We start from the raw sequence: 22,969 nt of genomic DNA, 5'->3' as shown, positions 1-22,969 counted from the left end.
ATCAATAAATTAGATCTAATCAAATCTAATTTATTTCAAGCTCTTTATAATAAAAGGAGAATGCCTTTGAGACATTCTCCTTTTATCCACTTATGCTAATTTTTCTCCCTTATCTTGTGGCGGATCAATAGTTTGACTTCTCTTCGCCCAAATGGTTGCTAAAACCGGTCCAGAAATATTATGCCATACACTGAAAATAGCACTTGGTACAGCTGCAATTGGCGCAAAATAAGTAAGAGCTAGTGTAGAACCAAGTCCTGAATTTTGCATTCCTACTTCAATCGAAACTGCTTTCTGATCATGGAAATTTAGCCTGCAGATCCTTGCTAACATAAACCCTAACATTAATCCTAATACATTATGTAACACGACTACACCAAAAATAAGTAAACCGGAGGATGCAATCGCATCTGTATTAACTGATACAACTGCTGCTGCAACAGCTACAATGCCAATGACTGAAACGAGCGGCAATACGGCTACACTTTTTTCAACCTGCTTACGGAAAAGCATTCGAATAATAACACCTAATATAATTGGTAATAATACCATTTTAACTATGGACATGACCATTTCTGCAAATGATACGGACATCCATTCACTCGCAAATAGAAGGGTTAATGCCGGTGTTAATATTGGTGCTAGTAACGTAGATACCGTAGTTACTGATACAGATAGAGCAGTGTTTCCTTTTGCTAAAAAGGTAATCACATTGGAAGCAGTCCCTCCTGGACAACAACCTACTAAGATAACCCCAACTGCTATTTCGGGAGGGAGCTGAAATGCAACCGCCAATCCATAAGCTATGCATGGCATAATCGTGTACTGCGCTAGAACCGCTATTAATACACTTCTTGGTGCTTGCATGACCCCCTTAAAGTCAGCAGGAGAAAGCGTTAAACCCATACCAAACATAATCACTCCTAATAAGACCGATATATGTGGAGCAATCCAAGTGAATCCATCAGGTAAGATAAAACTGATAATTCCAAATAAAACAACCCATATTGCAAATGTATTTCCAGCTATTGAACTAATTTTTTCTAATACGCGCATTTCTACTCCCCCTATCCAATGATATTTCAATATAATATCAAAAATCTGATAATTACACTAGCCCTCATCTTATTCCATGTTCAAGAAATACCATCATATAGAGAAGTACAAACATAACCCCTAAAAGGATATGTACAAACTTCCTCTGTTTTTTTACTTGTTGGAGATATATGCTATGTACACTTGCAAAGCTAAGGGTTCCAATTGCTAGCCCCATAGTTATTGATTTTGTTTTATAAGTAAATGCAAGCGCATAGTTTCCTATAAGAATGGATAAAAACAAACTTAATGCTACTAGAAGTGCAGCAAAGAAAAATGGAGTCAGGGAATCAGTCCAAGCTAAAAAAGAAACAAATAACGCCATACCTTCAGGAATCTGATGAAGCAAAAATGTGCCGACTAACGAATTCATCTCCCATGAACTTCCGGTGAGTTCCGTACCTATTGTAATCCCTGCCGGCAACGTATGGAATATGATACCAAGTACTAAAAATAATGAACCACTAACAAATCGGGGATGAATCTGTTTTCTTTTTATAATTTTAACTACATATTCATCTAAACACATCATGAAACAAAGTCCAGCTAATGTCCCAATCATTAATCCGGGAATACTATAATGCGATAAGGCATCTGGTATTAACATGAAACCGACGACACCTATTAGAATTCCTGTAGCAAACAAATAAAGATTTATTATTTGCTGCTTCCCTATTTTAAGCATTAACCATGCGAATACCCCGCCCATTATTAGCCCAATAAAAATGAATAAGCTAATCTCTAAGATAGCATCCAATTGTACAACCTCCTCCGTCGATACATTTTATACGTATCTAGAATGATTTATGTACAAATAATTGATGCTATTGCTGGGGCTATCCGTATTACATTTACATATCGTTTACGATGTATTCATACCGGTTTAATATTTGTATTTTATACTTAAACCAAACCTTAATAAATGGACTGTATTGGAGGTGAAGCCAATATGAAGTTTCTTGCCAAATTAACTATTTGTCTTGTAGCTATGATCATTTATTATGTGTAATTCACAGTTACCTTACTTTCCAATTGAATCCCCTTCAAATAACCTACCACCATATGGTGCTAATACTTGCTCCACTAATTGCATTACTACTCTTTGTTACCATATGTAAATCGTCAAATCCATTGATAAAATTCTTAGCAAATATCTCATTATAAGACTCTAAAGATCGCATCAGCTATTTAGATGTAACCAGCCAATGCTTATTCGTTCGTAAAGCAAATTCTAAATCTAGTAATCGATTAGCAATTATGATTTCACCTGCTCTCCTATATCCGTTATGAGATAACGTTGGTGGTTGATCTTACTTGTTAACCAGATTAGTGGACCATGATTTAAAAGGATAGCCGCTTCCTTCTTATTGAATGAATGATCCCATTATCTTGAAGCGCGATGCCTTCAACCACCATTCGAAGTAGTGATGGCTTCGCACGATCACAATCTTTTTTAAAAAAGTTTTTATAAGAACATAAATTATGTACAAATACTTCAATTGGCCAATTGATAGCTTTCACCGATTCTCTATACGCTAACCGAACAGTTCTATCAAAAACCACAAGATCTAAAACAGAAGTCTCTGTTCCCTCACCTCTTGCTGTACTCCCAGCTAAGAGAGCTGCATCACAAGTTGAAAATTCGTTTCTAATAAATTGCTTAGCTGCCTTTATTGCCGGAAAGGATGTCATTTTCTTCCCTCCTCGTTAATTCAAGAGTAAATTAATTCCACCTAAAGCAGCTAATAATAGAATAAGAATAGTAAACACTCTTTGCGGAATTAACGGTAATACTTTAACACCGATCCATGCTCCGAGTATAATGACCGGTGCCATTGTTATATTAACGATGACAGAATCCGTTGTAATTAATCCCAAATGAATATAAAAAGGCACTTTTATCACGTTTACCAATAAGAAAAACCATGCACTTGTTCCAACGAATTCTTTCTTCGGTAAGCCTTTAACCAATAAGTAAATCGTCATAATTGCCCCGGCAGCATTCCCCACCATTGTCGTAAATCCCCCAAGGATTCCCATTAACAATGTAAAACTTTTGGAAGCAGGAAGCATTTGATTAAATTTCGTACCTAATCGTTCGCGAATGAAATTTAATGCGATCATTATTAACACAATAATACCGATAATTGGTTTTAATTGTTGATCGTTCACATATTCTAAAACAAAATACCCTGCTACAATACCAATTAGAACCCAAGGTATCAAATCCTTCAGATGCTTCCAAACAACATTTCTTCGATAGTATGTAACTGCAAACAAGTCTCCAATTAACAACATCGGCAATAAGATGCCTACCGAATCTCTTGCTGGGAAGACAAACATAATCATGGTTATAACCAATATGACGAGGTTTGGCAAACCAGATTTAGAAAAACCAATAAATAATGCACATAAGATCACAATCAGCCATTCCATAACCGCCAAGTCAAACATTCATCTTCTCCCCTTTTATCACGAATACTGAAAATACAATACGTTCATATTATCATATATTTCTAATCGTGGTTAAAAGAGAATTCGTTCTGATTAGGCGTTATATTTTTTTCGTTTATATCCGCCGAATACTAGTATAAATAAGATAATTACGGTATATAAAACGGTATCTGTGATATGCATAAAAGTAAGAAGATCAACCATCAATTGTTCTTTGAGCAGCATTTCTGTTGCTGTCCACGCTAGAATTGAAGCTCCAACATAGACAATGGAAGCATAATCCTCCATTAATTCCATTATATATTGACTTGCCAGAATAATAATGGGGATACTTACTATAATTCCGATCATAATCAATAATATATCTCCATTCGAAACTGCAACAATTGCTAATACATTGTCTAAGCTCATAATTAAGTCAGCAAAAATGATAATAACGATTGCTTCTTTAAGTGAACTGCCACCTTTTATCTGCTGTTCTTCTTGCTTGTCCACCAATAATTTATAAGCAACTATAAGCAAGAGGATGCCTCCGATGAAGTGGATGAAAGGCAATTTCAGGAGGTAGATCACTAGAAATACGAAAATAATCCGAAACGTAATAGCTCCGATCGTCCCCCAAACAACTGCTTGTCTTTTCAAATAATTGGGTAGTTTCCTACTTGCCATAGCTATTACAACAGCGTTATCTCCACTTAATATAAGGTTAACTAACAAAATTTTTAGAATGGCCTCAATAAATTCCATGTTTACTACCTCCAACGAGACTGGTACCTAAATGAAATGAATCATTTTTTGACCAGATTTTCTAAAGCATCTTTTTTCCGCTTTATTAATACATTATGATAGGGGGAGTAGTAACAGACCTTTTATAAACAAATAGCATACCATTACAGAACAAAGGCATCAGTGCCATATAACCATGTATGTGTTCGCGTGTCATGGACGGATCATTGCAGACAGTTAGATTAATTGGTTAGGTAACCTCCAGCATAAAAGTAATCATTTCCTAAAGTAAAAAAAGCTTGGTTTATCCCCAAGCTATACACTAGAAATTATAATACGTATTGCAATTATCGCACCATTCTTATACGATGCATTTATAGCAACTTTCCTCTTCGCTATTCAATACTAAAACTGGGAGTTTTTTCTTATGGATATTATCAGTATTTTAATAGGTGCTGGTTTAGTATTTTTATTTATATTTTCACTAGCATTTATTAGACTAAAATAATAACAGGAATTCCATTTCAATAATCCAGGCTACACGGCCCCATTATATAATAGGCTTGATACCAGTAAATAGACAAATATAATTAGTCCAATAAACAAAACGAAAACCAGTAAAATTAGGGAGATATCACCAATTATTTTCATTGGTTTTGAATCAAATAACACTGGTAATAATTCTTTTACTTTACGAAGCATAACGAAACCCCTTGTTACTTTTCTGATTATTTTGTACGTATAGGTCTTAAGTCTATGTCTGTTTCACTTCATTGTCAAATTAATTTATCTTAAGCACCTGCTCTATTATAAAACAGGTACTCTTTTGTAGAATACCTGTTTACAATAAACTATGCTGCGTCTTCCTTCTCCACTTTCTTCATTGCTTTCCATCCAATCATATAAAGGATGATTAGAATTACAAAAGTAATGATAATAAATAATACAGTTGATGGAATAACATTAATCAAGTTTCCTAACACAATTCCTACCACTCCAAAATCAGCATCTCCGAAAGTCGTACCTTCAAAACCAATTGTTCCTAATACAGGTAAAAGCAATGCTGGCAAGAAGCTTATAATAAGACCATTTGACATGGAACCAATAATTGCCCCTCTTCGTCCGCCCGTTGCGTTACCGAATACACCTGCTGCAGCTCCCGTAAAAAAGTGCGGGACTAATCCAGGTACAATTACTTTTAAACCAAATACAGGTAACAAGAACATACTTATTAATCCAGCCATAAAGCTAAACAAGAAACCTATAATTACAGCATTACCAGCGAATGGAAATATTGCTGGTGCATCTAGTGCAGGTTTTGCATGGGGAACAAATTTATCAGCAACACCTTTAAAAGCTGGTACAATTTCTCCTAAGAGCATACGTACACCAGCTAGAATAATATAAACACCTGCAGCGAACGTTAAGCCTTGCAAAAATGCAAATACTAAGAAATGTTGACCTTCGCTTAATTCGGATTCAATAAAAGCTGGACCTGCAAACAGTGCCACAACAAAGAATAAGATAACCATGGTTAATGAGACAGATACAGATGTATCACGTAAAAACCCTAGTGACTTCGGAACCTTTAATTCTTCTGTAGACGCTGAATTTTTTCCGACGAACCTTCCAATTAACGCAGAAATAAAATACCCAAAGGATCCGAAGTGTCCTATTGCGAAGTCATCTGAACCAGTAATTTTTCTAGTAAATGGTTGCAGCATTGCTGGTGAAAGTACCATTAAAGACCCTAAGATTATGGAACCAACAACAATTAATGTTATACCCGTAATCCCGCCTGTTGTTAGGATGACACCAATCATACAAGCCATAAACATCGTATGGTGACCTGTTAAGAAAATATATTTATAGGGTGTTACTCTTGCAAGTATGATATTTACAACCATACCAAAAAGCATAATCATCGCGGTTTCTGTACCAAAGCTTTGCTGGGCCACTGCTACAATAGCTTCATTATTCGGAATAACGCCATCTACGGAAAAAGCTTCATTAAACATATTTGAAAACTGTCCCAAGGACAACACAATCACGTTTGCACCTGCATCTAAAATAACGAATCCCATTATTGTTTTTAATGTTCCAGAAACAACGTCAGCAATATTCTTTCTTTGTGCAAGTAAGCCAATTAAAGCGAACAGTCCAACAAGAATCGCAGGAGTACCTAGCACATCATTCATAAGTAAGTCTACCATTGAATTACTCCCCTTCTCATTCACGTTAAAATTTAAAAATGTTTTTCCAATGCCTCACGAAGCTCGCCTTTATCCATAAGATTTTTTAACTTTATTACGTTTTTATGACCGTCATCTAAACTATCAACAATATCTTCAGAACCTAAAAATATATCTGCTTGCTCTGTTTTTGCTGTAGCTAAGTCAGTATGAGAAACATTTGCATCCTTTCCCATATCTTTTAAAATAGCATTTACATTCATTTCGACGATCATACTGCTTCCTAACCCATTTCCACAGACAACTAATACTTTTTTCATTTTTTATCCCCCTATTCCTTAATAACTTGTTTCATCATATGTTGTACATCTTCTATACTTTCAGCTTTTATTAAATGCGTTACTTTTTCTTCCTCCGATAACAGTTCCGTTAATTGTGATAAAGCTGTTAAATGGGTTTCATTATCAATTGCAGCTAATACAATAATAAGTTGGGCACGATGTTTTTCTTCATCTGAAAAGTAAACAGGTTCTTTTAATCTAAGAAAACTCATCCCTAAGCGTTCTACCCCAGCTTCTGGCCTTGCATGTGGCAATGCAATATTAGGTGCCATTACAATATAGGGTCCCAGTTCGTTCACATTATCGATCATCGCTTGTATATATTCAGAGCGAATCGACTTTTGGTGTAATAAAGGCTCTGCCGCAACTGTAATAGCTTCTCGCCAATTAGACACTCGATCTCGGAATTGTATAGTATTTGCTGTTAACAACTCATTTAGCATTGGTTTCCTTATCTCCTTTACTAATTGCTTTCGATTTTCAATAAGGTTTGCTAATGCTGTTTTCAAACCTATCGGATCCTGTATGACAGCAAATTCTTCAATTACTTCCATTAAATGTTCTATATTATTTTTATTCACAGAAGAGATATGGAACATGTCATTTATTTGCTTCAAAATTCTTTCTTTCTCATAGTTGGTTAGGATAGCAGCTACATGAATAACAGGAATTTCCTTCTCCTTTAAATAATTTGTAGAGAAAATGACATCCACGTTATAGTGATTAATATGAAATTCACGAATGGATTGAATTGCTACTACATCTAATCCTGCAACCAAACTTTCTAATTGAGTCTTTAACATGTTCGACGTCCCAATCCCATTCTCACATACAATAATTGCCTTATAATTCATGTTTACTTGTTTCTTTTCTTTCTTTAACCAACCACCAAAGTGTAGAGAAATATAAGCAACTTCATCATCTGGAATAGGTTTACCAACATAGTATTGTAAATGAATGACGACTTGTTTGGTAAAATGAAAGATGTCTGTATAATTCTTTTGAATATTTTCAGTTAAATGATTCGAATATGGCACCCCATACTTCAGACGATAATAGGATGGTTTCATATGGGAAATAAGATTTTTTTCTAAACCTTCTCGGTCGTTGAAAATAACACAAGCATTTTTTTGAAAATCTGAAACCATTCGATGCACAACATGCTGTAAACCGAATAGCTCTCTTTCTGTATAGTTCCTAAAATCATCATGATGAACTTTTAAACCTAATAAATTCATGGTTAGAAAACAAACTTCATTGAATGGGACCGGCATTTCGAATTGCTCAGCTAACGTATTGGTTATAAACTGCGATGCTTTAAAATAGGTGGATTGTTTCAATACCTCCTTTTCTTGGCTATCTACTTCGACGACTTGACCAACCTTTATACGCTTGATCATAATAAGCAGTTGAACAATTAACATTTCCACCATTTCATCCGTTAAAGTGAGATGTAACTTGCTTTCTGCCTTATGGATAATGGTTAAAAGCATGTCACGTATTTTATCTTGACTGTTCGCAAATAATAATTGATAGATTTTTTTATGAAGTATAACTGAGTTAGATTGTAAGATCGTACGTGAAAGAATACTTAATAATAGTTTTCGTTTATTTTCTTCTAAACCATTGACTTGATAGCCTATTGGACGTGTAAAAGTAAGTGTAAGTTCATAGTCATCTATATACGTTCTTACCGTTTTTAAATCTTTAACCAGGGAACTTCTACTCATCTGTGTCAACTTGATAAATTGGTTCATCGTAGATGGTTGATTTTCAATCAATAATTTAATCATTAGAAGATACTGACGTTCACTCTCCGCCAGTTGATATTCGTATTCATCCGTAATATGAATACCTTGACCCTGTAGTTCCTCCTTCACATCACTTACTAATAAATAACCCTTTCCATAAATCGATTGTATTGGTTGCAGTTCTTGATTCTCTAACCAATCATTAACTTGTTGCAGATCATAATAAATTGTACGTGATGAAACCCCTATTATTTCTGACAATGCGTTTGCATGAATAGGATTTTCCTCTTGAATTAACAAAGATAATAAGTGCGCACGTCTTTTATCTAATACCATCATTAGATTCCTTTCCAGAAAAGAAATATTGCAATAACTAACTGTTAAATGATTTCATCTAACTTGCAACCTTATTATAATCTGTTATTTCAACAATAGTAAGGGGGTTCACTAGGTATAAATTGTAAGGCTATAAATTTGCAAAATAAAACAGTCAACTTTCTAATTAGAATAGTGAAGGGGGTATGCTCATGGGCAACACGATACCAAAACCGCCGATCCAAACGAATCAAGCTTTTATCGTAATAGGGTTTATTCTATCGCCCTGTAGTGTTGCTTTTTTCATTTTTTGTTGATTTATATACATTCTTATGGAGAAAAAAACAGTTATAGCTGCACCACCTATTCCATTTGTACGGAGCGCTCGATGACTTAGCAACAATTTGTTAAGTTCATCGGCCTTTTTATATGTACACCAATCCTTTGTTTTATTTGGAAAAAAATGCTTTATTCATAGATGATAAGAAATTTCGATTACCTCTTCTAAATTCACGAAATTTAGTATATAATTTTTATGCAAATAATTTTATAAATATACATTAATAATAAAAAGATAAACCAAAGGAGCATGGAAATGACAACACCTACAAATAATTGGGAACAACTTACAAATTCTATTGGGAACTTTTTAGCACCTAGCATGGCTAAAGATCATCCGAACTTACCAGTTACCAAGGCGGAGGGCTGTTATTATTATGGAACAGATGGAAAGCAATATTTAGATTTCACTTCTGGTATTGCGGTAGAAAATGTGGGACATCGTCATCCAAAAGTCGTACAAGCCATTAAAGATAGTACTGACCATCTTGTACATGGACCTTCAGGGGTAATTATCTATGAGTCTATATTAAAACTAGCTGAAGAATTGCAAGAAATAATGCCAGGTAATCTAGATAATTTCTTCTTTTCAAATAGTGGAACGGAAGCAATTGAAGGTGGATTGAAATTAGCAAAACATGTTACGAAGCGTCCATACATTATTTCATTTACTGGAAACTTTCATGGAAGGTCAATCGGGTCGTTAAGTGTATCCACATCGAAGAGTAAGTATCGGAAATTTCAGCAACCATCTTGGCTAACTTACCAACTCCCGTATGCTTTACCAGAAGATTGTCCGAGTGATGAAGATCCTGATACCTTCTTTGCTGCTAAACTGGAGAAGGATGTTACGTCTCTATTTAAACATCAAGTAGATCCAGAAGAGGTTGCATGTATGATTTTGGAACCTGTAATGGGGGAAGGCGGTTATATCATTCCTCCAAAGTCGTGGCTAAAGAAAGTACGTGAAATATGTGATCGGCATGGTATCCTACTCATCTTTGATGAAGTACAAACAGGCTTTGGACGTACAGGTAATTGGTTTGCTGCACAATCATTTGGTGTAACGCCAGATATTATGGCAATCGCAAAAGGTATTGCTGCTGGTTTACCACTTAGTGCAACTGTTGCGTCTAAAGAACTTATGGAACAATGGCCACTTGGATCTCATGGTACAACATTTGGCGGAAATCCTATTGCATGTGCAGCTGCTAGAGCATCTTTAAGCGTAATAAAGGAAGAAAACTTGCTTGAAAACGCATCGGAAATGGGTTCTTATGCATTAACCAGATTAACAGAGATGAAGCAGAGATATGATGTGATTCATGAAGTGCGTGGAATTGGCTTAATGCTCGGTATAGAACTAAGGGATCCAGTAAATGGGAAACCTGACGGTGAAGCTGTTATGAACGTATTAAATAGCTGTTTAGAAGCAGGCGTATTATTCTACCTTTGCGGAAACGAAGGTGAAGTCATTCGTATGATTCCACCATTAACGATAACCAAAGAACAAATAGACCAAGGACTAAATGTACTAGACAACGTCCTTGCCCGCCTTTAGGAGGAAAATAAAATGAGTGACTATCCAGAACATTTACAGGAACATGAACAAAGCCAGGAAGAAGAAAATGTCCATACACGTGGATTGTTAAAGTTCCTCCTCCCTTCATTATTTGGAGTATTCATCTTTTTATTTCCCATTTTTGATGGGGGTACATTTAATATACCATTAGGTATTATTACAGAGTATATCATTGATATTCTATCCAATTGGTTACCTGCAATTGTCACTTTGATTATGGTGATTTCTACTGTATTTACTGTGGTACAAGCCATTTTTAAACCAAGATTTATTCAAAAGTCTGCACTATTCATGTCTTTATTCAACGTAACCATATTCTGGACCATTTTACGAATTCTTGGGACGATATTTGCAATAATGACATACTTTGGAGCTGGTATGGAAATCATTTATTCTGAGCTTACTGGTGAAGTAATGTTTGGATTATTAACTAGTTTAATTGTATGGTTCTTTGTCGCATCGTTCTTAATGCCATATCTTATCAACTTTGGAGTTATGGAATTCTTTGGCTCGATACTACGCGGCATCATAAAACCCCTTTTTACGTTACCAGGGCGTTCAGCAATTGATCTCCTATCTTCATGGATTGGAAATGTAAATGTTGGTGTAGTGATTACAAGAGAACAGTATCAGAATGGGTTCTACACTGGTAGAGAAGCTGCAGCAATCGCAACCTGCTTCTCTACCGTGTCCTTGCCTTTTTGTTTAGTGATCGCTGGTATGCTAGAGGTTGATCATATGTTCCCACTCTTTTATCTAGCCATCGTAGTGGCTGGAATTGTAAGTGCTGTAATTGTTCCAAGAATTCCACCTATCGCTAACATACCAGATCAATATTATACAAATAATGACTATCAAGAAGATGTGCCAGCCAACATAAGCAAATTCAAATGGGGAATTCACCAAGCAGTCAAACGTGCAGAAAGTGCTGGTTCGTTTAAAGAACAGGTAAAACAGGGGAATTCTATTTTCTTAGGGATTGCATTTGTGTTACTTCCACAAGTAATGGCAATTGGTACAATTGCTTTAGTGATTGCTGAGTTTACTTCATTTTTTGAAATTATTTCGCAGCCAATTATTCCACTTCTTGAAGTAATGCAGCTTCCCAATGCAGCAGATGCAGCACCAGCGACTATTATCGGCTTTATTGATATGTTTTTACCAGCTGTATTAGCTTCAGGAATTGAAGCGGAAATTACTCGATTTGTTATCGGGGCATTGTCGTTAGTGCAAATTATTTACTTAACCGAGATGGGCACATTGCTATTAATCTCAAAAATTCCAGTGAAAGCTTGGCATTTATTTATCATCTTTCTTGAGCGTACTATTATCTCACTACCCATTATCGTAATCATTGCACATCTAATTTATTAATATATAAACCCTAGAATGCTAAGGAGATAACAATGTATTCCTCTTCCCTTGCCTTCTTGAAAATATAAAAACTGCCTGAGGTGATAAATGTGTATATCAATGTATTAATTGAGAAATTAGGAAAAGAGAAGGTAAGTCAACAAACAGATGATCTTATTCGTCACAGTTATGATGAATCACCTCATTCAGCCGTACTGCCTGAAGTCGTCTGTTATCCAAATTCATCTGAAGATGTTCAACTGATCGTAGAAGTAGCACGAGACTATCATATCCCAATCACTCCATTTGGGACAGGCTCCGGTTTAGAAGGGCAAGCCATACCTGTTGAGAATGGAATCTCCATGAACTTCAGCCGAATGAATCAGGTTATTGAATTCTCGCCAGATGATATGACGATCACTGTTCAACCTGGTGTCACTCGTTTTCAGTTAAATGATGTCATTCGTGAACAAGGATTACAATTCCCCGTTGATCCTGGGGTAAACGCAACCATCGGTGGTATGGTTGCAACTAATGCAAGTGGTACAACCGCTGTTAGATACGGTGCTATGAAAGATCAATTATTAGATCTAGAAGTCGTGCTGGCCGATGGCAGAATTATTCATACAGGAACCAAAGCAAAGAAATCCTCTTCTGGCTACCTAATGACAAACCTCTTTGCTGGTTCAGAGGGGACATTAGGAATTATTACTGAAATTACACTTAAACTACACGGAATCCCAGAGTATACAGTAATGGCACGTTGTACATTTGCGTCCATGGAAACATGTGCCATAGCAGCGAAAGAAATCTTATTACAAACAATCCCTATTAAGCGAATGGAACTGATGGATGCGGCTAGTATTGCTGAAGTTAATCGACAAAATGTATACACCTTTCCTGTTGCACACTCTTTATTCTTTGAATTTGCTGGATCTGTACACGGGGTAGAAGCTGATGTTCAACTGACTGCAAAGATAGTTAAAACGCTCGGGGCTAAACACTGGACAGTAGCTACCGATCCAGTAGAACAAGAAGAATTATGGAAGGCACGTTATAACTTATCTTACGCTTTTCAGCATACGGATGGAATAGATGAAGTTGGCGCTGATGTTTGTGTACCGATATCACAACTGCCTAAATTAGTTACTTATGCGAGGCAATTAATAGATAACAGCGGACTAACTGGCGGCGTTTGGGGGCATGTAGGCGACGGGAATTTCCATACACTTGTATTATTTGACCCTGCTGTAATTGGAGAACGCGAAAAAGCCGAGGCAACAAATGAAGCATTGGCAACACTAGCTATTGATGTTGGTGGAACATGCACTGGTGAGCATGGCGTCGGAATAGGCAAGCGAAAATATCAGCAAAAGGAGCATGGAACTGCATTAGAAGTTATGCACCAAATAAAACAATTGCTTGACCCAAGTAACATCCTTAATCCAGGAAAAATATTTATTGAATAACCCATTGATATTCCATGGGTTATTCAGCATCCATTCACCCTGTCACTTCTTCTACAGGTGTATTGCTGTAAAGGCGATTGATCGTTGGATCTTTCTACCAATTAACGGATTCTCTTATTAAACTTGAACAAATGTTTATCACATAATGGAATACTACTTAACCCTCATCATCTTCATTTTTCATTTTTACTTCGATTGGAATTAAGGTATTCTCCAATCGATTACGATAAATCTCAAATTGTTGTGGTAGTTTCAATTTACTTCCCATCTCCTGAAACGACTCATCATGAGCAAAATCTGGAGGATCTGTTGCAATTTCAAACAGTAAATTGCCATGCTCTTTGAAGTAGATCGCTTGAAAGTAATTTCAATCTTTTACAGGGTAACTGCATACCCATGGTTAGCAATATAGCCTCGCCAATCTAATTGATCTTTATCATCTTTGGCACGAAATGCAATATGATGTATTGTGCCAACACCCATTTGCGATCCTCCGTTTGTGGTTAATTTAATATCAATCGTATTCCCTATATCAGCATAGGAAGTAAAACGAACGAAATCACCTTCTTCTCCTACTCTTTCAAAACCCAAAATATCTTCCATCAGCTCAGCTGTGCTTGCAGGTTTAGCGGATAATAAAACAGCTCCCGCAAACCCTTTAATCGCTACTTCTGATGTAACATCTCCAATCATCCAATGATTGGCCTCTCCCGCTTCTTTCTCTACTAATTCTAATTGTAGTCCATGAGAGGGTCTTTGAACGAAAGATACGTCTCCCCAAAACGTTCCGCTTCAGTGAAGTCAATAGCCAATTAATAAAAGCGCTCTTTCCAAAATGATAAAGACCCAACTGGTATAGCAAAGGAAATGGTTCCGAATTGGCCATCGCCAATTCGAACTTTAAATGCATGTGACCATGGGAAGAAGGTAATAATCGTACCTGGTTCTCCTCCTTCATTTCCAAAATAGAGATGGTAAGTACTAGGATCATCGAAGTTAATGGTTTTCTTAACTAATCGTAAACCAAGCACACTTGCATAAAAATCGACATTTTCCTGTGGATGACCAACGATAGCGGTTATATGGTGTATTCCAGCTGTCTTTTTCATTTAACCGCTCACCTCATATTTAATTTATATATATTTAATTCATTTATTTTTAATTAAATATAATTATAAAATGTTCTCCTTATACTGTCAATCCTTCTTCTATTGTTATTTAAAAAATGATTAGTTGAAATAGCTTTGTGGAAAAGAATAAACATGTTATTCTATTTTCGAAGATAACGTATTTGATGAAAAGGAGATGAATGGTATGCCAAGTGGAATACACGAAGTAGAAATTGACGTACCAATTGAAAACGTGTGGGAATTCGTGAGCGATATGAATCATTGGGCACCTTTAGTTCCAGGATATATTGAACATGACATTCTTAATGACAGAGAATCCACATGGAAATTCAAAGGCGACCTTGGAATCATACAAAAAACGGTGAACTTGAAAATAATTATTACGGAATGGCAGAAACCAACAAAAGTAACCTTTGACTTAAAAGGATTGAGTGAAAACTTTGACGGAGAAGGGTATTTTAAAGCAGAGGCACTAGCTGAATCAACAACAAAAATTACAGGAAATCTTTCCATTACTGCAGGTGGGCTGATGGCTAAAATGATTAATCCTGTCCTTAAATCCTTTGTTCCTAAAACAACCAAGGAATTAACAGAAGCCATCGCTGAAGAGATCACTAAAATCGAAGCAACTAATTAATTGTAAAATAAAAACGGATTTCGTTTGCGGTTTCGAAATCCGTTTTTATATACTTATTTTTTGTCTTTGTGAACATAGTGTCGCATATGACCACTAATTCCTGATAACGCTATTTTGGCAGGATCTGCTTCAATTTCAAGCTCGACAGTTGAGCCATCTGCTGGCAAGGTGTCTTCAAAAACTGTTTCATAAGCATCCACCGATAATTCTGTTCGAGAAGCAAGCAATTCTTCATGATCGTAAGTATTTAAATACTTACGATAACCAGGCTGTAGTACTCCTGTAAAGAATTCTCCAACAGCACCAGACCCATAACTAAATAAGCCGATTCTTGCACCGTCCTGTAACTCTTCCTGCTGTTCTAGTAATGATAGAAGGCTTAAGTATAAAGAACCTGTATAAATATTACCAACTTGCTTATTGTACGTTTTACTAGCTTCTAAATTGGCCACTAATCTTTCCTTATCTTCTTCCGTTCCTTGTTCATAGATCGCACGTAACGCTTTTTGACCCATTTTCGTATAAGGAAGATGGAAACAAATAGCTGTAAAATCTTCTAAACCGAACCCTGATTGTACTTTATAATCTTCCCATACACTCTCAAAGAAAGAAATATACTTTTCATTTGAAAGCTTGCCATCGACCATTGCTGTATCTGAGTAGACAGGGCGCCAGAAGTCCATAATATCGGCTGTTAAATAAGCACTTTTATCTTCTAAAGCTAGAATACGTGGGTCTGCACTAATAACCATTGCAACTGCACCTGCTCCTTGCGTTGCTTCTCCACCAGAGTTCAATCCATACCTTGCAATATCCGCACCTAAAACAAGCACTTTGCTTTTTGGATGTAAAGCAATATGACCCTTCGCCATTTGAATTCCAGCAGTAGCACCATAACATGCTTGCTTCACCTCAATTGTTCTCGCTTTTGGGTTCAGCCCTAATAGATCATGGATATATACCCCAGCTGATTTTGAATGATCAATACCAGATTCTGTACCAAAAATGACAAAGTCAATGTCTTCCTTATCTTTATCGTCTAATATATTTAAAGCGGCATTCGCTGCGAGTGAGACTGCATCCTGTGTAATCGGAGCGATTGCCATTTTCTCTTGTCCAATACCAATCGTATACTTTGCTGGATCAACATCTCTAGCGACTGCTAACTTATTCATATCTAAAAATAAATGTGGTGCATAAAATCCTATTTTGTCTATACCAATCTTCAATGTTCTGCTCCTTTACTACCATAGTTAGAATTCCTAAAAGTATCGCTTTCCTACCATTAGTGATTTTATTCACAATTAATTCTTTTTACATACCAATATATTAAATGATAATATAATCTACTTCTAAACACAATCATCGTGTGTTAACGACTTAAAAAAACCCAGTTCTGTAAAGAAACAGTCTGGGCTCTTCTTGTATTAATTTATCCCTATACTCCACGCTTATTTCCCCAAAGAAATGTATGTAACTGTGGAAGCACTCGGACATCCTTTAGAATAGTGCTAACCATTACTTGGTCAATCAGCTCCTCGTATTTTTGCAGTAAATATAACGACAATGCTTGATCATTATCCATCGTAATTTCATCATTTCCCACCTGAAGATATAAGCTTACATCTGGATAGCGTTGATGGATATTTTCTGCGTATCCTAAATCATCTTCATTAAAGATGACTACTTTCAAACTGCATTTTCCACGTTGCTTTTGTTTCAATGAATCAATAATAAAATCAAGGGTTTGATAATTTGTTTTCATCCCTGAACTTGGAGGTTTTGGAGAAAGTGTTAGATCATCAATCTTTGTAAACCATGTCTGCCATCTACTCCCTTGTGTTTCGAGCGCTACCTCCAGATCGTGATCATGCAGGATATCAATCAGTTGATCGATTTGGGGGAGTAATCCAGGATTCCCACCTGAGATCGTCACATGACCAAATTGATCAGCACCTTTTTCCCTTAAATCTTGCATAATCTCTTCTGCTTCCATCATTTGAATGTGATGTTTTTCTGTACCATCCCAAGTAAATTTTGAATCACACCATGAGCAGGAATAATCACAACCAGCAGTTCGGACAAACATGGTTTTTCTACCAATAACCATTCCTTCCCCCTGAATCGTCGGCCCAAAAACTTCAATTACTGGTATTTTCACTTACCTATCCCCTTTCTTTGGACGATATACACAATAACTGGACGGTGTTTCTCGTATATATACTTGGATACAGCGGGGGGAATGGGATAATGTATCTAAGTATTCCTGCACAAGTTCATAAATCGTCCGTGCCACAATCTCAGTAGTTGGAAAAGCATTGGGATTATGATCGGAAAAAGCAACATCCTGATTCATGACAACATGATCAAAACGTTTATGAATAAGATTTTTTATTTGTTTAAAATCTACTAAAAACCCTGTATGATTGAGTTCTTCACCAACAATAGTAATATTTGTAAAATACGTATGCCCATGCATCGATTGACATTTTCCAGCGTCTTGATGGGGAATATAATGGGCCGCAGCAAAATGAAAGTCTTTATTGATTTCATATGTATAGTTATGGTTTATGAAAGGATAGATTTGTTGGATCATTACGTTCTCACCTTTTTTCGATTTGCTTCATACTTTTCTAAACCAGTTTGACGTAATTGACAAGCAGGACACTCCCCACATCCACTACCTCTTAATCCGTTATAACAAGTCAATGTATTATTTTTCACAAACGAAAAAGCTCCTAATTGATCACTTAATTCCCATACTCCTGCTTTATCCAGCCACATAAGCGGAGTATGGATAACGAATTGATCATCCATTGCTAAATTTAATGTCACATTTAAGGACTTGGTAAATATATCTCGGCAGTCAGGATAACCACTAAAATCTGTTTCACACACCCCTGTTACCACATGCTTTGCATTAATTTGCTTAGCTAATATTGCTGCAAAAGATAGAAACAGCAGGTTTCTTCCGGGGACAAATGTAGATGGCAAGCCATCATCTCCTTCAGTAATCGCTATGTCTTTACGAGTTAATGCATTTGGAGCTAACTGATTTAATAGATTCATATCCAGTTCATGATGCGTTACTTTTAATTGATCGCAAATGTTTTTCGCAACATGTAATTCTTCTAGATGCCGTTGTCCATATTGAAATGTTACTGCCTCCACATGTTCAAACTCACGCAATGCCCAGAACAAACAGGTAGTACTATCCTGACCACCACTGAATACAACGACTGCTTTTTGGTTGTTCATCGACTCTTCTCCTCCCTTTTTACAACAAAGAAGAGCGTTCGTTACTAAAATTTCCATCAAAAAAACAACACTAAGAAGGTGTGTTGTTTTGATCTCCTTAGTTTTTTATAGAGGGATGGAATTTCGAACCTCTCCTGCTATTTTACAGAATTCTTATTTTTACTTGTTATCATTAGTTTACCATAAATTGGCTAAAACCTATACCTCTTTTTCTTTTACACGATCAATATGTTCAATTGCCATTTTAACGTTTTTGAATGTTTTCATATCTTTAAACGTATCTTGAATGGATACCGTTTTTATCGCCATATCTGGGCGAATGCCTGCTACTAATAGCTGCTTCCCCATAAGTGATATAAATTGATGAATTTTTAAAAAGCGTGAAACGGTATACGTATCCACTTCATACAATCCAGATAAATCCATAATCAAATATTCTTCATTCGATTGCTCCAAATAAGCAGATAATGAAGTCATCAAAGCTTCTAATCGATGGTCGCTCATATTGCCAATAAGCGGCAAAATAGAAACATCATCCCTTATTGGAACAATTGGAGTAGAAATCTTTTCAATTTCTACCAAGCTTTCTTGAAGCAGGCGTTCCTTTTGTTTTTCATCTGTAACATCTTTTTGCACTCCAACAAAATAGAGTTTTTGATCTTCTTCTATCCACATCGGATCAATGGATAATTCGTTCCAGAAACCCGTACCATCTTTTTTATAATTGTATAATTGCACAGAAATCGATTCTTTAGCATCGACAGCTTCGCAAATTTGATTCACACGCTTTTTATTGGTCTCTTCCCCCTGCAAAAACCTGCAATTCTTTCCAATCACTTCTTCTTCATTATAGCCTGTTAGCTCTAAAAAACCTTTATTAGCGATAATAATCGGATTATCTTCAATAGAAGGATCTGTAATTATTAAACCGACCTCTGTATAATTCAATGCCTTCTCCAATAAATATAATCTTTCCTTATTATTTTTCACAGTCATTCCATCCTTTTTCTTATGTTACATATAACATTCAATTGCTCATTTCTATCATTATACAATCCCTGTTTGATAAATCATATGATAAGGCTTAATTATATCCCTTAACTTGCTAATCTATTCTGTTCGATCCGTCTATTTTATCGATCTCGATACGTTTTTAATTCTGCAATTGCCTACTCGACTCCTTTATTTATATACTCTACCATAAAAATTCTGCTAGAATATAATGTTCCCTATTATCAATTGGTTACAGTTATTTCCAATTAAAATAATTGATCTTCTGCTATATAAAAAAGAGCCTGTAAAAAGGCTCCTATTATATAAGGAATTATTTCATCAAACTTGGTAAGATCGTTACCAACGGTGGAAATAGGATTAATAAACAAATGCAGATAATCATTCCAATAATCATCGGTACTGTTCCCCGGAATATGGTTTGTACTGGAATATTTGTTGCAACGCCTTTGATTACAAAAATGCTAATCCCAAGCGGTGGTGTTAAAGAACCAATATTAATTGCCATCACCATAATAATTCCAAACCAAACACCATTAAAACCAAGTTCCATAATGATTGGATAAATTATTGGAAGCGTTAAAACAATTAAGGAAAGACCTTCAATGAAGCAACCTAGTAAAAATAAAGCAATCAATATAAATACAAGTATGATATATGCATGGAGATCTAGCCCACCTACAAAACTGGTAAGCATGACTGGCAACCTACTAATTGTTAAAAATTGACTAAATAGAGTAGCACCGATTAGAATTAGAAAAATATAAGCAGTCAACCTTACTGATTCATTAAACGATTGCTTTAACTTATCCCAGTCTAAACGCCTAGACAATAGTGCAAAAATAATTGCACCAACTGCTCCAACCCCGGCTGCTTCAGTTGGAGTGAATACCCCTAAATATATCCCGCCAATACTTATAAAAAATAACCCCATAAATGGCCAAACATTTTTTAATGTATGTAGCTTCTCACTAATAGTCGCCTGCTCTGTTCTAGCTGGTGCCAAATTAGGATTCCGTCGAACAAGAATGGCAATAATGATCATAAATATAATAACTTGAAAAATTCCTGGAATAATACCCGCAATTAATAATGCCCCAATGGGTTCTCTTGTTTGTATTCCATATAATATTAAGATAACACTTGGGGGAATTAAAATACCTAATGTACCCCCAGCTGCAACACAAGCAGTGGAAAGGCTTGGTTTATATTTATATTTATCCATTTCTGGTAAGGTTATTTTAGAAACTGTTGCAGTTGTTGCATTAAGGGAACCGGAAATAGAAGAAAATATAGCTGCAGTACCAATTGTAGCCATCGCCAATCCTCCTCGAAAATGACCAATCCAGCTATCTACCGCTCGATATAAGTCCTTACCTAACCCTGTGTACGACAGAATCATCCCCATTAGTATAAATAATGGAATAACACTTAATGAATACGAACTTGCTGTATCAAAAGGAGTTCTACCTAGTTGAGCAAACGCTACATCCCATCCCCTGATTAAGGTTGTACCTACTAAGCCTACGAATAACAAAGAAATACCAACTGGAACTTTTAGTAAAAATAAGATCAATAATAGTACAATCCCAATAAAACCAATCATTTCAGGACTCATTTTGATGAACCACCTTTTGCAAGTAGTAAATGGAATGCAGGATTGCAATGAATGCAAAGAGAATGGAACCAATAACTGCTAATATAGCAATTGGATAAAGTGGGATACTTAAATCCCCCGTTACTGTATTAGCATGAAAAAGTCGTATCGCATAATGACAAGTACTCCAAGAAACAAGTACCATTAAAACAGCGATTAATAAATGAATAATCGATTCAACTATCCACTGGATACGCTGAGAAAACCGCTCAACAACAAAGTCAATAGTAATATGTTCTTCTTTGACATGTGTATATGCTAAGCTTAGAAAGATAACTACAGATAGACCTAACTCTGTAAAATCTACAGTGCCCGTTACTGGAGTTTTAAAGAGCCATCTCCCAAGCACATCTAACGTAATCATCACTGCCATGAATAATAAGATAATCTGAGCAAAAACATGCAACATCTTACTTAATCGCTGTATTATTCTTTCCACACCATTCACCTCTCCCGCTACTTCACTTCATCCTTTAATGCTTTCGCCCGCTGATAGATTTTTTCACCTGGTAACCCTTTCGATTCCATCTCTTCTATCCATGATTGTACAAGTGAATTTAGCGCCTGCCTCCATGGCACTAATTGTTGTTCACTAAGTTCAATTACTTTTGCGCCATTTTCAACTGCTAATTTCCTTCCTTTTTGACCATCTACGTCAAAAACACGTCCACTCTTAATAGCAGTATTTATATCTGTCGATTCATTAATAAGCTCCTTTTCTGAATCTGTGAAACGCTGATATGTATCTTTGTTCATAACAGTAAAAAATGGCGTAGCTGAAAAGTTTCCAATTGTAATATAGGATGCTATTTCATGCAAATTATAATTGTAAAGCGCTTCCAAAGGCACCATTGCTCCATCAATAACCCCTCTTTCCAGTGATTCATATACGTCTCCCATCGGCATAGAAATGGGTACGGCTCCTAAAGCCTCCAATATATCATTAGCCAATGGTGATGGAGAGCGAACACGTAATCCTTTTAAATCGTCTGGTGATTCAATTTGATGGTCTTTCATAATTAACTGGGCAGGTTCAGCAGTAAATAAATATAACGGTATCGTATCATCATGTTCTGCCTGTATACTTGGAAATTCTTCATATAGATTGGCTATGATTTCTGAACCATGCGCAGCTGATTCTGCAAGAAATGGTAACTCCATAACAGAGACTAATGGAAATCTCCCAGGAGAATACCCATGTACACTTAATGCAATATCTGCCTCCCCTGTAACAGCCATATCATACTGTGAACCGGCATTACCTAGAGCATTGGATGGATACAGTTCAAACGTAATCTCCCCATTTGACTTCTGCTTCCAATCATTCCCAATCTGTTGGAATACTTGTGTTTGAATCGGATGATTCCCCGGTAAGAAGTGAGAAATAATTAAATTATGTGAAGAACCAGTAGAGGCTATACCTCTAGAACAAGCAGAAAGGACAACTAAGAGAAGTACACTAATTAAACAACTCATCATCTTTCGATACATATTTTCTCCCCCTAAGGAATGGAGTGTAGTAATCCACCATATGTTAACGCTTACATTTATTATAAAATTATATATGATTTCATATATGATGTCAATTAATCATAGCTTAATGTTGTTATTTAAAGAAAAAAGCACCTATAAACAGGATATAAGTGCTTTTTTTGTGCT

Annotated in this window: 21 protein-coding genes, 1 pseudogene and 1 riboswitch; of the genes and pseudogenes, 4 read left to right on the top strand and 18 right to left on the bottom strand. The window is 36.1% G+C overall.

Annotated elements, in window-relative coordinates:
• Positions 1-90: 90 nt before the first annotated feature.
• From JKP73_RS07730 to JKP73_RS07690, 9 genes are all read right to left on the bottom strand, one after another.
• Positions 91-1,056, bottom strand: a complete 966-nt coding sequence (locus JKP73_RS07730; RefSeq protein WP_021291925.1) for a bile acid:sodium symporter family protein — start codon at positions 1,054-1,056, stop codon at positions 91-93.
• Positions 1,057-1,120: 64 nt separating this feature from the next.
• Positions 1,121-1,852, bottom strand: a complete 732-nt coding sequence (locus tag JKP73_RS07725) for a ZIP family metal transporter (protein WP_038245516.1) — start codon at positions 1,850-1,852, stop codon at positions 1,121-1,123.
• 584 nt (positions 1,853-2,436) lie between these two features.
• Positions 2,437-2,787, bottom strand: a complete 351-nt coding sequence (locus JKP73_RS23505) for a nucleotidyltransferase domain-containing protein (protein ID WP_021291927.1) — start codon at positions 2,785-2,787, stop codon at positions 2,437-2,439.
• Between the two features lie 15 nt (positions 2,788-2,802).
• Positions 2,803-3,549, bottom strand: coding sequence for a sulfite exporter TauE/SafE family protein (locus tag JKP73_RS07715; RefSeq protein ID WP_021291928.1), 747 nt, complete (start codon positions 3,547-3,549; stop codon positions 2,803-2,805).
• 93 nt (positions 3,550-3,642) lie between these two features.
• Positions 3,643-4,296 (bottom strand): YjbE family putative metal transport protein, encoded by a 654-nt coding sequence (locus JKP73_RS07710; RefSeq protein ID WP_188944131.1) that lies wholly within the window; start codon positions 4,294-4,296, stop codon positions 3,643-3,645.
• A gap of 516 nt (positions 4,297-4,812) precedes the next feature.
• Positions 4,813-4,977: a hypothetical protein gene (locus JKP73_RS07705; protein ID WP_158295241.1), complete on the bottom strand. Its 165-nt coding sequence runs from the start codon at positions 4,975-4,977 to the stop codon at positions 4,813-4,815.
• 149 nt (positions 4,978-5,126) lie between these two features.
• A complete protein-coding gene (ulaA, locus tag JKP73_RS07700; protein ID WP_021291931.1) occupies positions 5,127-6,488 on the bottom strand; it encodes a PTS ascorbate transporter subunit IIC in 1,362 nt (453 codons plus the stop codon).
• 32 nt (positions 6,489-6,520) lie between these two features.
• Positions 6,521-6,787, bottom strand: coding sequence for a PTS sugar transporter subunit IIB (locus JKP73_RS07695; RefSeq protein WP_021291932.1), 267 nt, complete (start codon positions 6,785-6,787; stop codon positions 6,521-6,523).
• 11 nt (positions 6,788-6,798) lie between these two features.
• A complete protein-coding gene (locus JKP73_RS07690; RefSeq protein WP_200411102.1) occupies positions 6,799-8,898 on the bottom strand; it encodes a BglG family transcription antiterminator in 2,100 nt (699 codons plus the stop codon).
• Between the two features lie 571 nt (positions 8,899-9,469).
• Between JKP73_RS07690 and JKP73_RS07685 the strand changes: the two genes are divergently transcribed.
• The 3 genes from JKP73_RS07685 to JKP73_RS07675 all read left to right on the top strand — a co-directional run bounded on the left by JKP73_RS07685 (position 9,470) and on the right by JKP73_RS07675 (position 13,617).
• Positions 9,470-10,774, top strand: coding sequence for an aspartate aminotransferase family protein (locus JKP73_RS07685; protein WP_021291935.1), 1,305 nt, complete (start codon positions 9,470-9,472; stop codon positions 10,772-10,774).
• A gap of 12 nt (positions 10,775-10,786) precedes the next feature.
• The gene (locus JKP73_RS07680; RefSeq protein WP_021291936.1) at positions 10,787-12,169 is read left to right on the top strand and encodes a YjiH family protein; all 1,383 of its coding nucleotides are present in this window, start codon (positions 10,787-10,789) and stop codon (positions 12,167-12,169) included.
• 89 nt (positions 12,170-12,258) lie between these two features.
• On the top strand, positions 12,259-13,617 hold the full coding sequence (locus JKP73_RS07675; RefSeq protein WP_021291937.1) for an FAD-binding oxidoreductase: 1,359 nt from the start codon (positions 12,259-12,261) through the stop codon (positions 13,615-13,617).
• Between the two features lie 157 nt (positions 13,618-13,774).
• Here JKP73_RS07675 and JKP73_RS07670 read toward each other — a convergent pair.
• Positions 13,775-14,726: pseudogene (locus JKP73_RS07670) on the bottom strand (ring-cleaving dioxygenase).
• A 205-nt stretch (positions 14,727-14,931) separates the two neighbouring features.
• Here JKP73_RS07670 and JKP73_RS07665 point away from each other — a divergent pair.
• On the top strand, positions 14,932-15,384 hold the full coding sequence (locus tag JKP73_RS07665) for an SRPBCC family protein (RefSeq protein ID WP_200411101.1): 453 nt from the start codon (positions 14,932-14,934) through the stop codon (positions 15,382-15,384).
• 53 nt (positions 15,385-15,437) lie between these two features.
• Here JKP73_RS07665 and JKP73_RS07660 read toward each other — a convergent pair whose 3' ends face one another.
• The 8 genes from JKP73_RS07660 to JKP73_RS07625 all read right to left on the bottom strand — a co-directional run bounded on the left by JKP73_RS07660 (position 15,438) and on the right by JKP73_RS07625 (position 22,801).
• Entirely contained in the window at positions 15,438-16,613 is a 1,176-nt protein-coding gene (locus tag JKP73_RS07660; RefSeq protein ID WP_200411100.1) for a hydroxymethylglutaryl-CoA synthase, read from the bottom strand.
• A gap of 209 nt (positions 16,614-16,822) precedes the next feature.
• On the bottom strand, positions 16,823-17,545 hold the full coding sequence (gene queE / locus JKP73_RS07655; protein ID WP_021291943.1) for a 7-carboxy-7-deazaguanine synthase QueE: 723 nt from the start codon (positions 17,543-17,545) through the stop codon (positions 16,823-16,825).
• A complete protein-coding gene (queD, locus tag JKP73_RS07650) occupies positions 17,546-17,980 on the bottom strand; it encodes a 6-carboxytetrahydropterin synthase QueD (protein ID WP_021291944.1) in 435 nt (144 codons plus the stop codon).
• The gene (gene queC / locus JKP73_RS07645) at positions 17,980-18,642 is read right to left on the bottom strand and encodes a 7-cyano-7-deazaguanine synthase QueC (protein WP_021291945.1); all 663 of its coding nucleotides are present in this window, start codon (positions 18,640-18,642) and stop codon (positions 17,980-17,982) included. The genes queD and queC overlap by 1 nt, the downstream gene beginning before the upstream one ends.
• A 91-nt stretch (positions 18,643-18,733) precedes the next feature.
• Positions 18,734-18,780, bottom strand: a riboswitch (PreQ1 riboswitch).
• A gap of 60 nt (positions 18,781-18,840) precedes the next feature.
• Positions 18,841-19,632, bottom strand: coding sequence for a YtvA family blue-light photoreceptor (ytvA, locus tag JKP73_RS07640; protein WP_234447078.1), 792 nt, complete (start codon positions 19,630-19,632; stop codon positions 18,841-18,843).
• Between the two features lie 334 nt (positions 19,633-19,966).
• The gene (locus JKP73_RS07635) at positions 19,967-21,271 is read right to left on the bottom strand and encodes a TRAP transporter large permease (protein WP_021291947.1); all 1,305 of its coding nucleotides are present in this window, start codon (positions 21,269-21,271) and stop codon (positions 19,967-19,969) included.
• The gene (locus JKP73_RS07630) at positions 21,261-21,749 is read right to left on the bottom strand and encodes a TRAP transporter small permease (RefSeq protein WP_021291948.1); all 489 of its coding nucleotides are present in this window, start codon (positions 21,747-21,749) and stop codon (positions 21,261-21,263) included. The genes JKP73_RS07635 and JKP73_RS07630 overlap by 11 nt, the downstream gene beginning before the upstream one ends.
• Positions 21,750-21,766: 17 nt before the next feature.
• The gene (locus JKP73_RS07625) at positions 21,767-22,801 is read right to left on the bottom strand and encodes a TRAP transporter substrate-binding protein (RefSeq protein ID WP_200411098.1); all 1,035 of its coding nucleotides are present in this window, start codon (positions 22,799-22,801) and stop codon (positions 21,767-21,769) included.
• Positions 22,802-22,969 lie beyond the last annotated feature (168 nt).

This window comes from Virgibacillus salexigens (assembly GCF_014905415.1).
Taxonomy (GTDB): Bacteria; Bacillota; Bacilli; order Bacillales; family Amphibacillaceae; genus Virgibacillus; species Virgibacillus salexigens.
This window is presented reverse-complemented; position numbering and strand designations above follow the sequence as displayed.

What these genes read in the sequence shown, in the direction of transcription:
- JKP73_RS07685 (WP_021291935.1), top strand. Translation starts at nt 9,470, where the DNA reads ATGACAACACCTACAAATAATTGGGAACAACTTACAAATTCTATTGGG.
- JKP73_RS07665 (WP_200411101.1), top strand. Translation starts at nt 14,932, where the DNA reads ATGCCAAGTGGAATACACGAAGTAGAAATTGACGTACCAATTGAAAAC.
- JKP73_RS07680 (WP_021291936.1), top strand. Translation starts at nt 10,787, where the DNA reads ATGAGTGACTATCCAGAACATTTACAGGAACATGAACAAAGCCAGGAA.
- JKP73_RS07635 (WP_021291947.1), bottom strand. Translation starts at nt 21,271, where the DNA reads ATGAGTCCTGAAATGATTGGTTTTATTGGGATTGTACTATTATTGATC.
- JKP73_RS07625 (WP_200411098.1), bottom strand. Translation starts at nt 22,801, where the DNA reads ATGTATCGAAAGATGATGAGTTGTTTAATTAGTGTACTTCTCTTAGTT.
- JKP73_RS07730 (WP_021291925.1), bottom strand. Translation starts at nt 1,056, where the DNA reads ATGCGCGTATTAGAAAAAATTAGTTCAATAGCTGGAAATACATTTGCA.
- queD (WP_021291944.1), bottom strand. Translation starts at nt 17,980, where the DNA reads ATGATCCAACAAATCTATCCTTTCATAAACCATAACTATACATATGAA.
- JKP73_RS07715 (WP_021291928.1), bottom strand. Translation starts at nt 3,549, where the DNA reads ATGTTTGACTTGGCGGTTATGGAATGGCTGATTGTGATCTTATGTGCA.
- JKP73_RS07710 (WP_188944131.1), bottom strand. Translation starts at nt 4,296, where the DNA reads ATGGAATTTATTGAGGCCATTCTAAAAATTTTGTTAGTTAACCTTATA.
- JKP73_RS23505 (WP_021291927.1), bottom strand. Translation starts at nt 2,787, where the DNA reads ATGACATCCTTTCCGGCAATAAAGGCAGCTAAGCAATTTATTAGAAAC.
- JKP73_RS07695 (WP_021291932.1), bottom strand. Translation starts at nt 6,787, where the DNA reads ATGAAAAAAGTATTAGTTGTCTGTGGAAATGGGTTAGGAAGCAGTATG.
- JKP73_RS07690 (WP_200411102.1), bottom strand. Translation starts at nt 8,898, where the DNA reads ATGATGGTATTAGATAAAAGACGTGCGCACTTATTATCTTTGTTAATT.
- JKP73_RS07705 (WP_158295241.1), bottom strand. Translation starts at nt 4,977, where the DNA reads ATGCTTCGTAAAGTAAAAGAATTATTACCAGTGTTATTTGATTCAAAA.
- ulaA (WP_021291931.1), bottom strand. Translation starts at nt 6,488, where the DNA reads ATGGTAGACTTACTTATGAATGATGTGCTAGGTACTCCTGCGATTCTT.
- queC (WP_021291945.1), bottom strand. Translation starts at nt 18,642, where the DNA reads ATGAACAACCAAAAAGCAGTCGTTGTATTCAGTGGTGGTCAGGATAGT.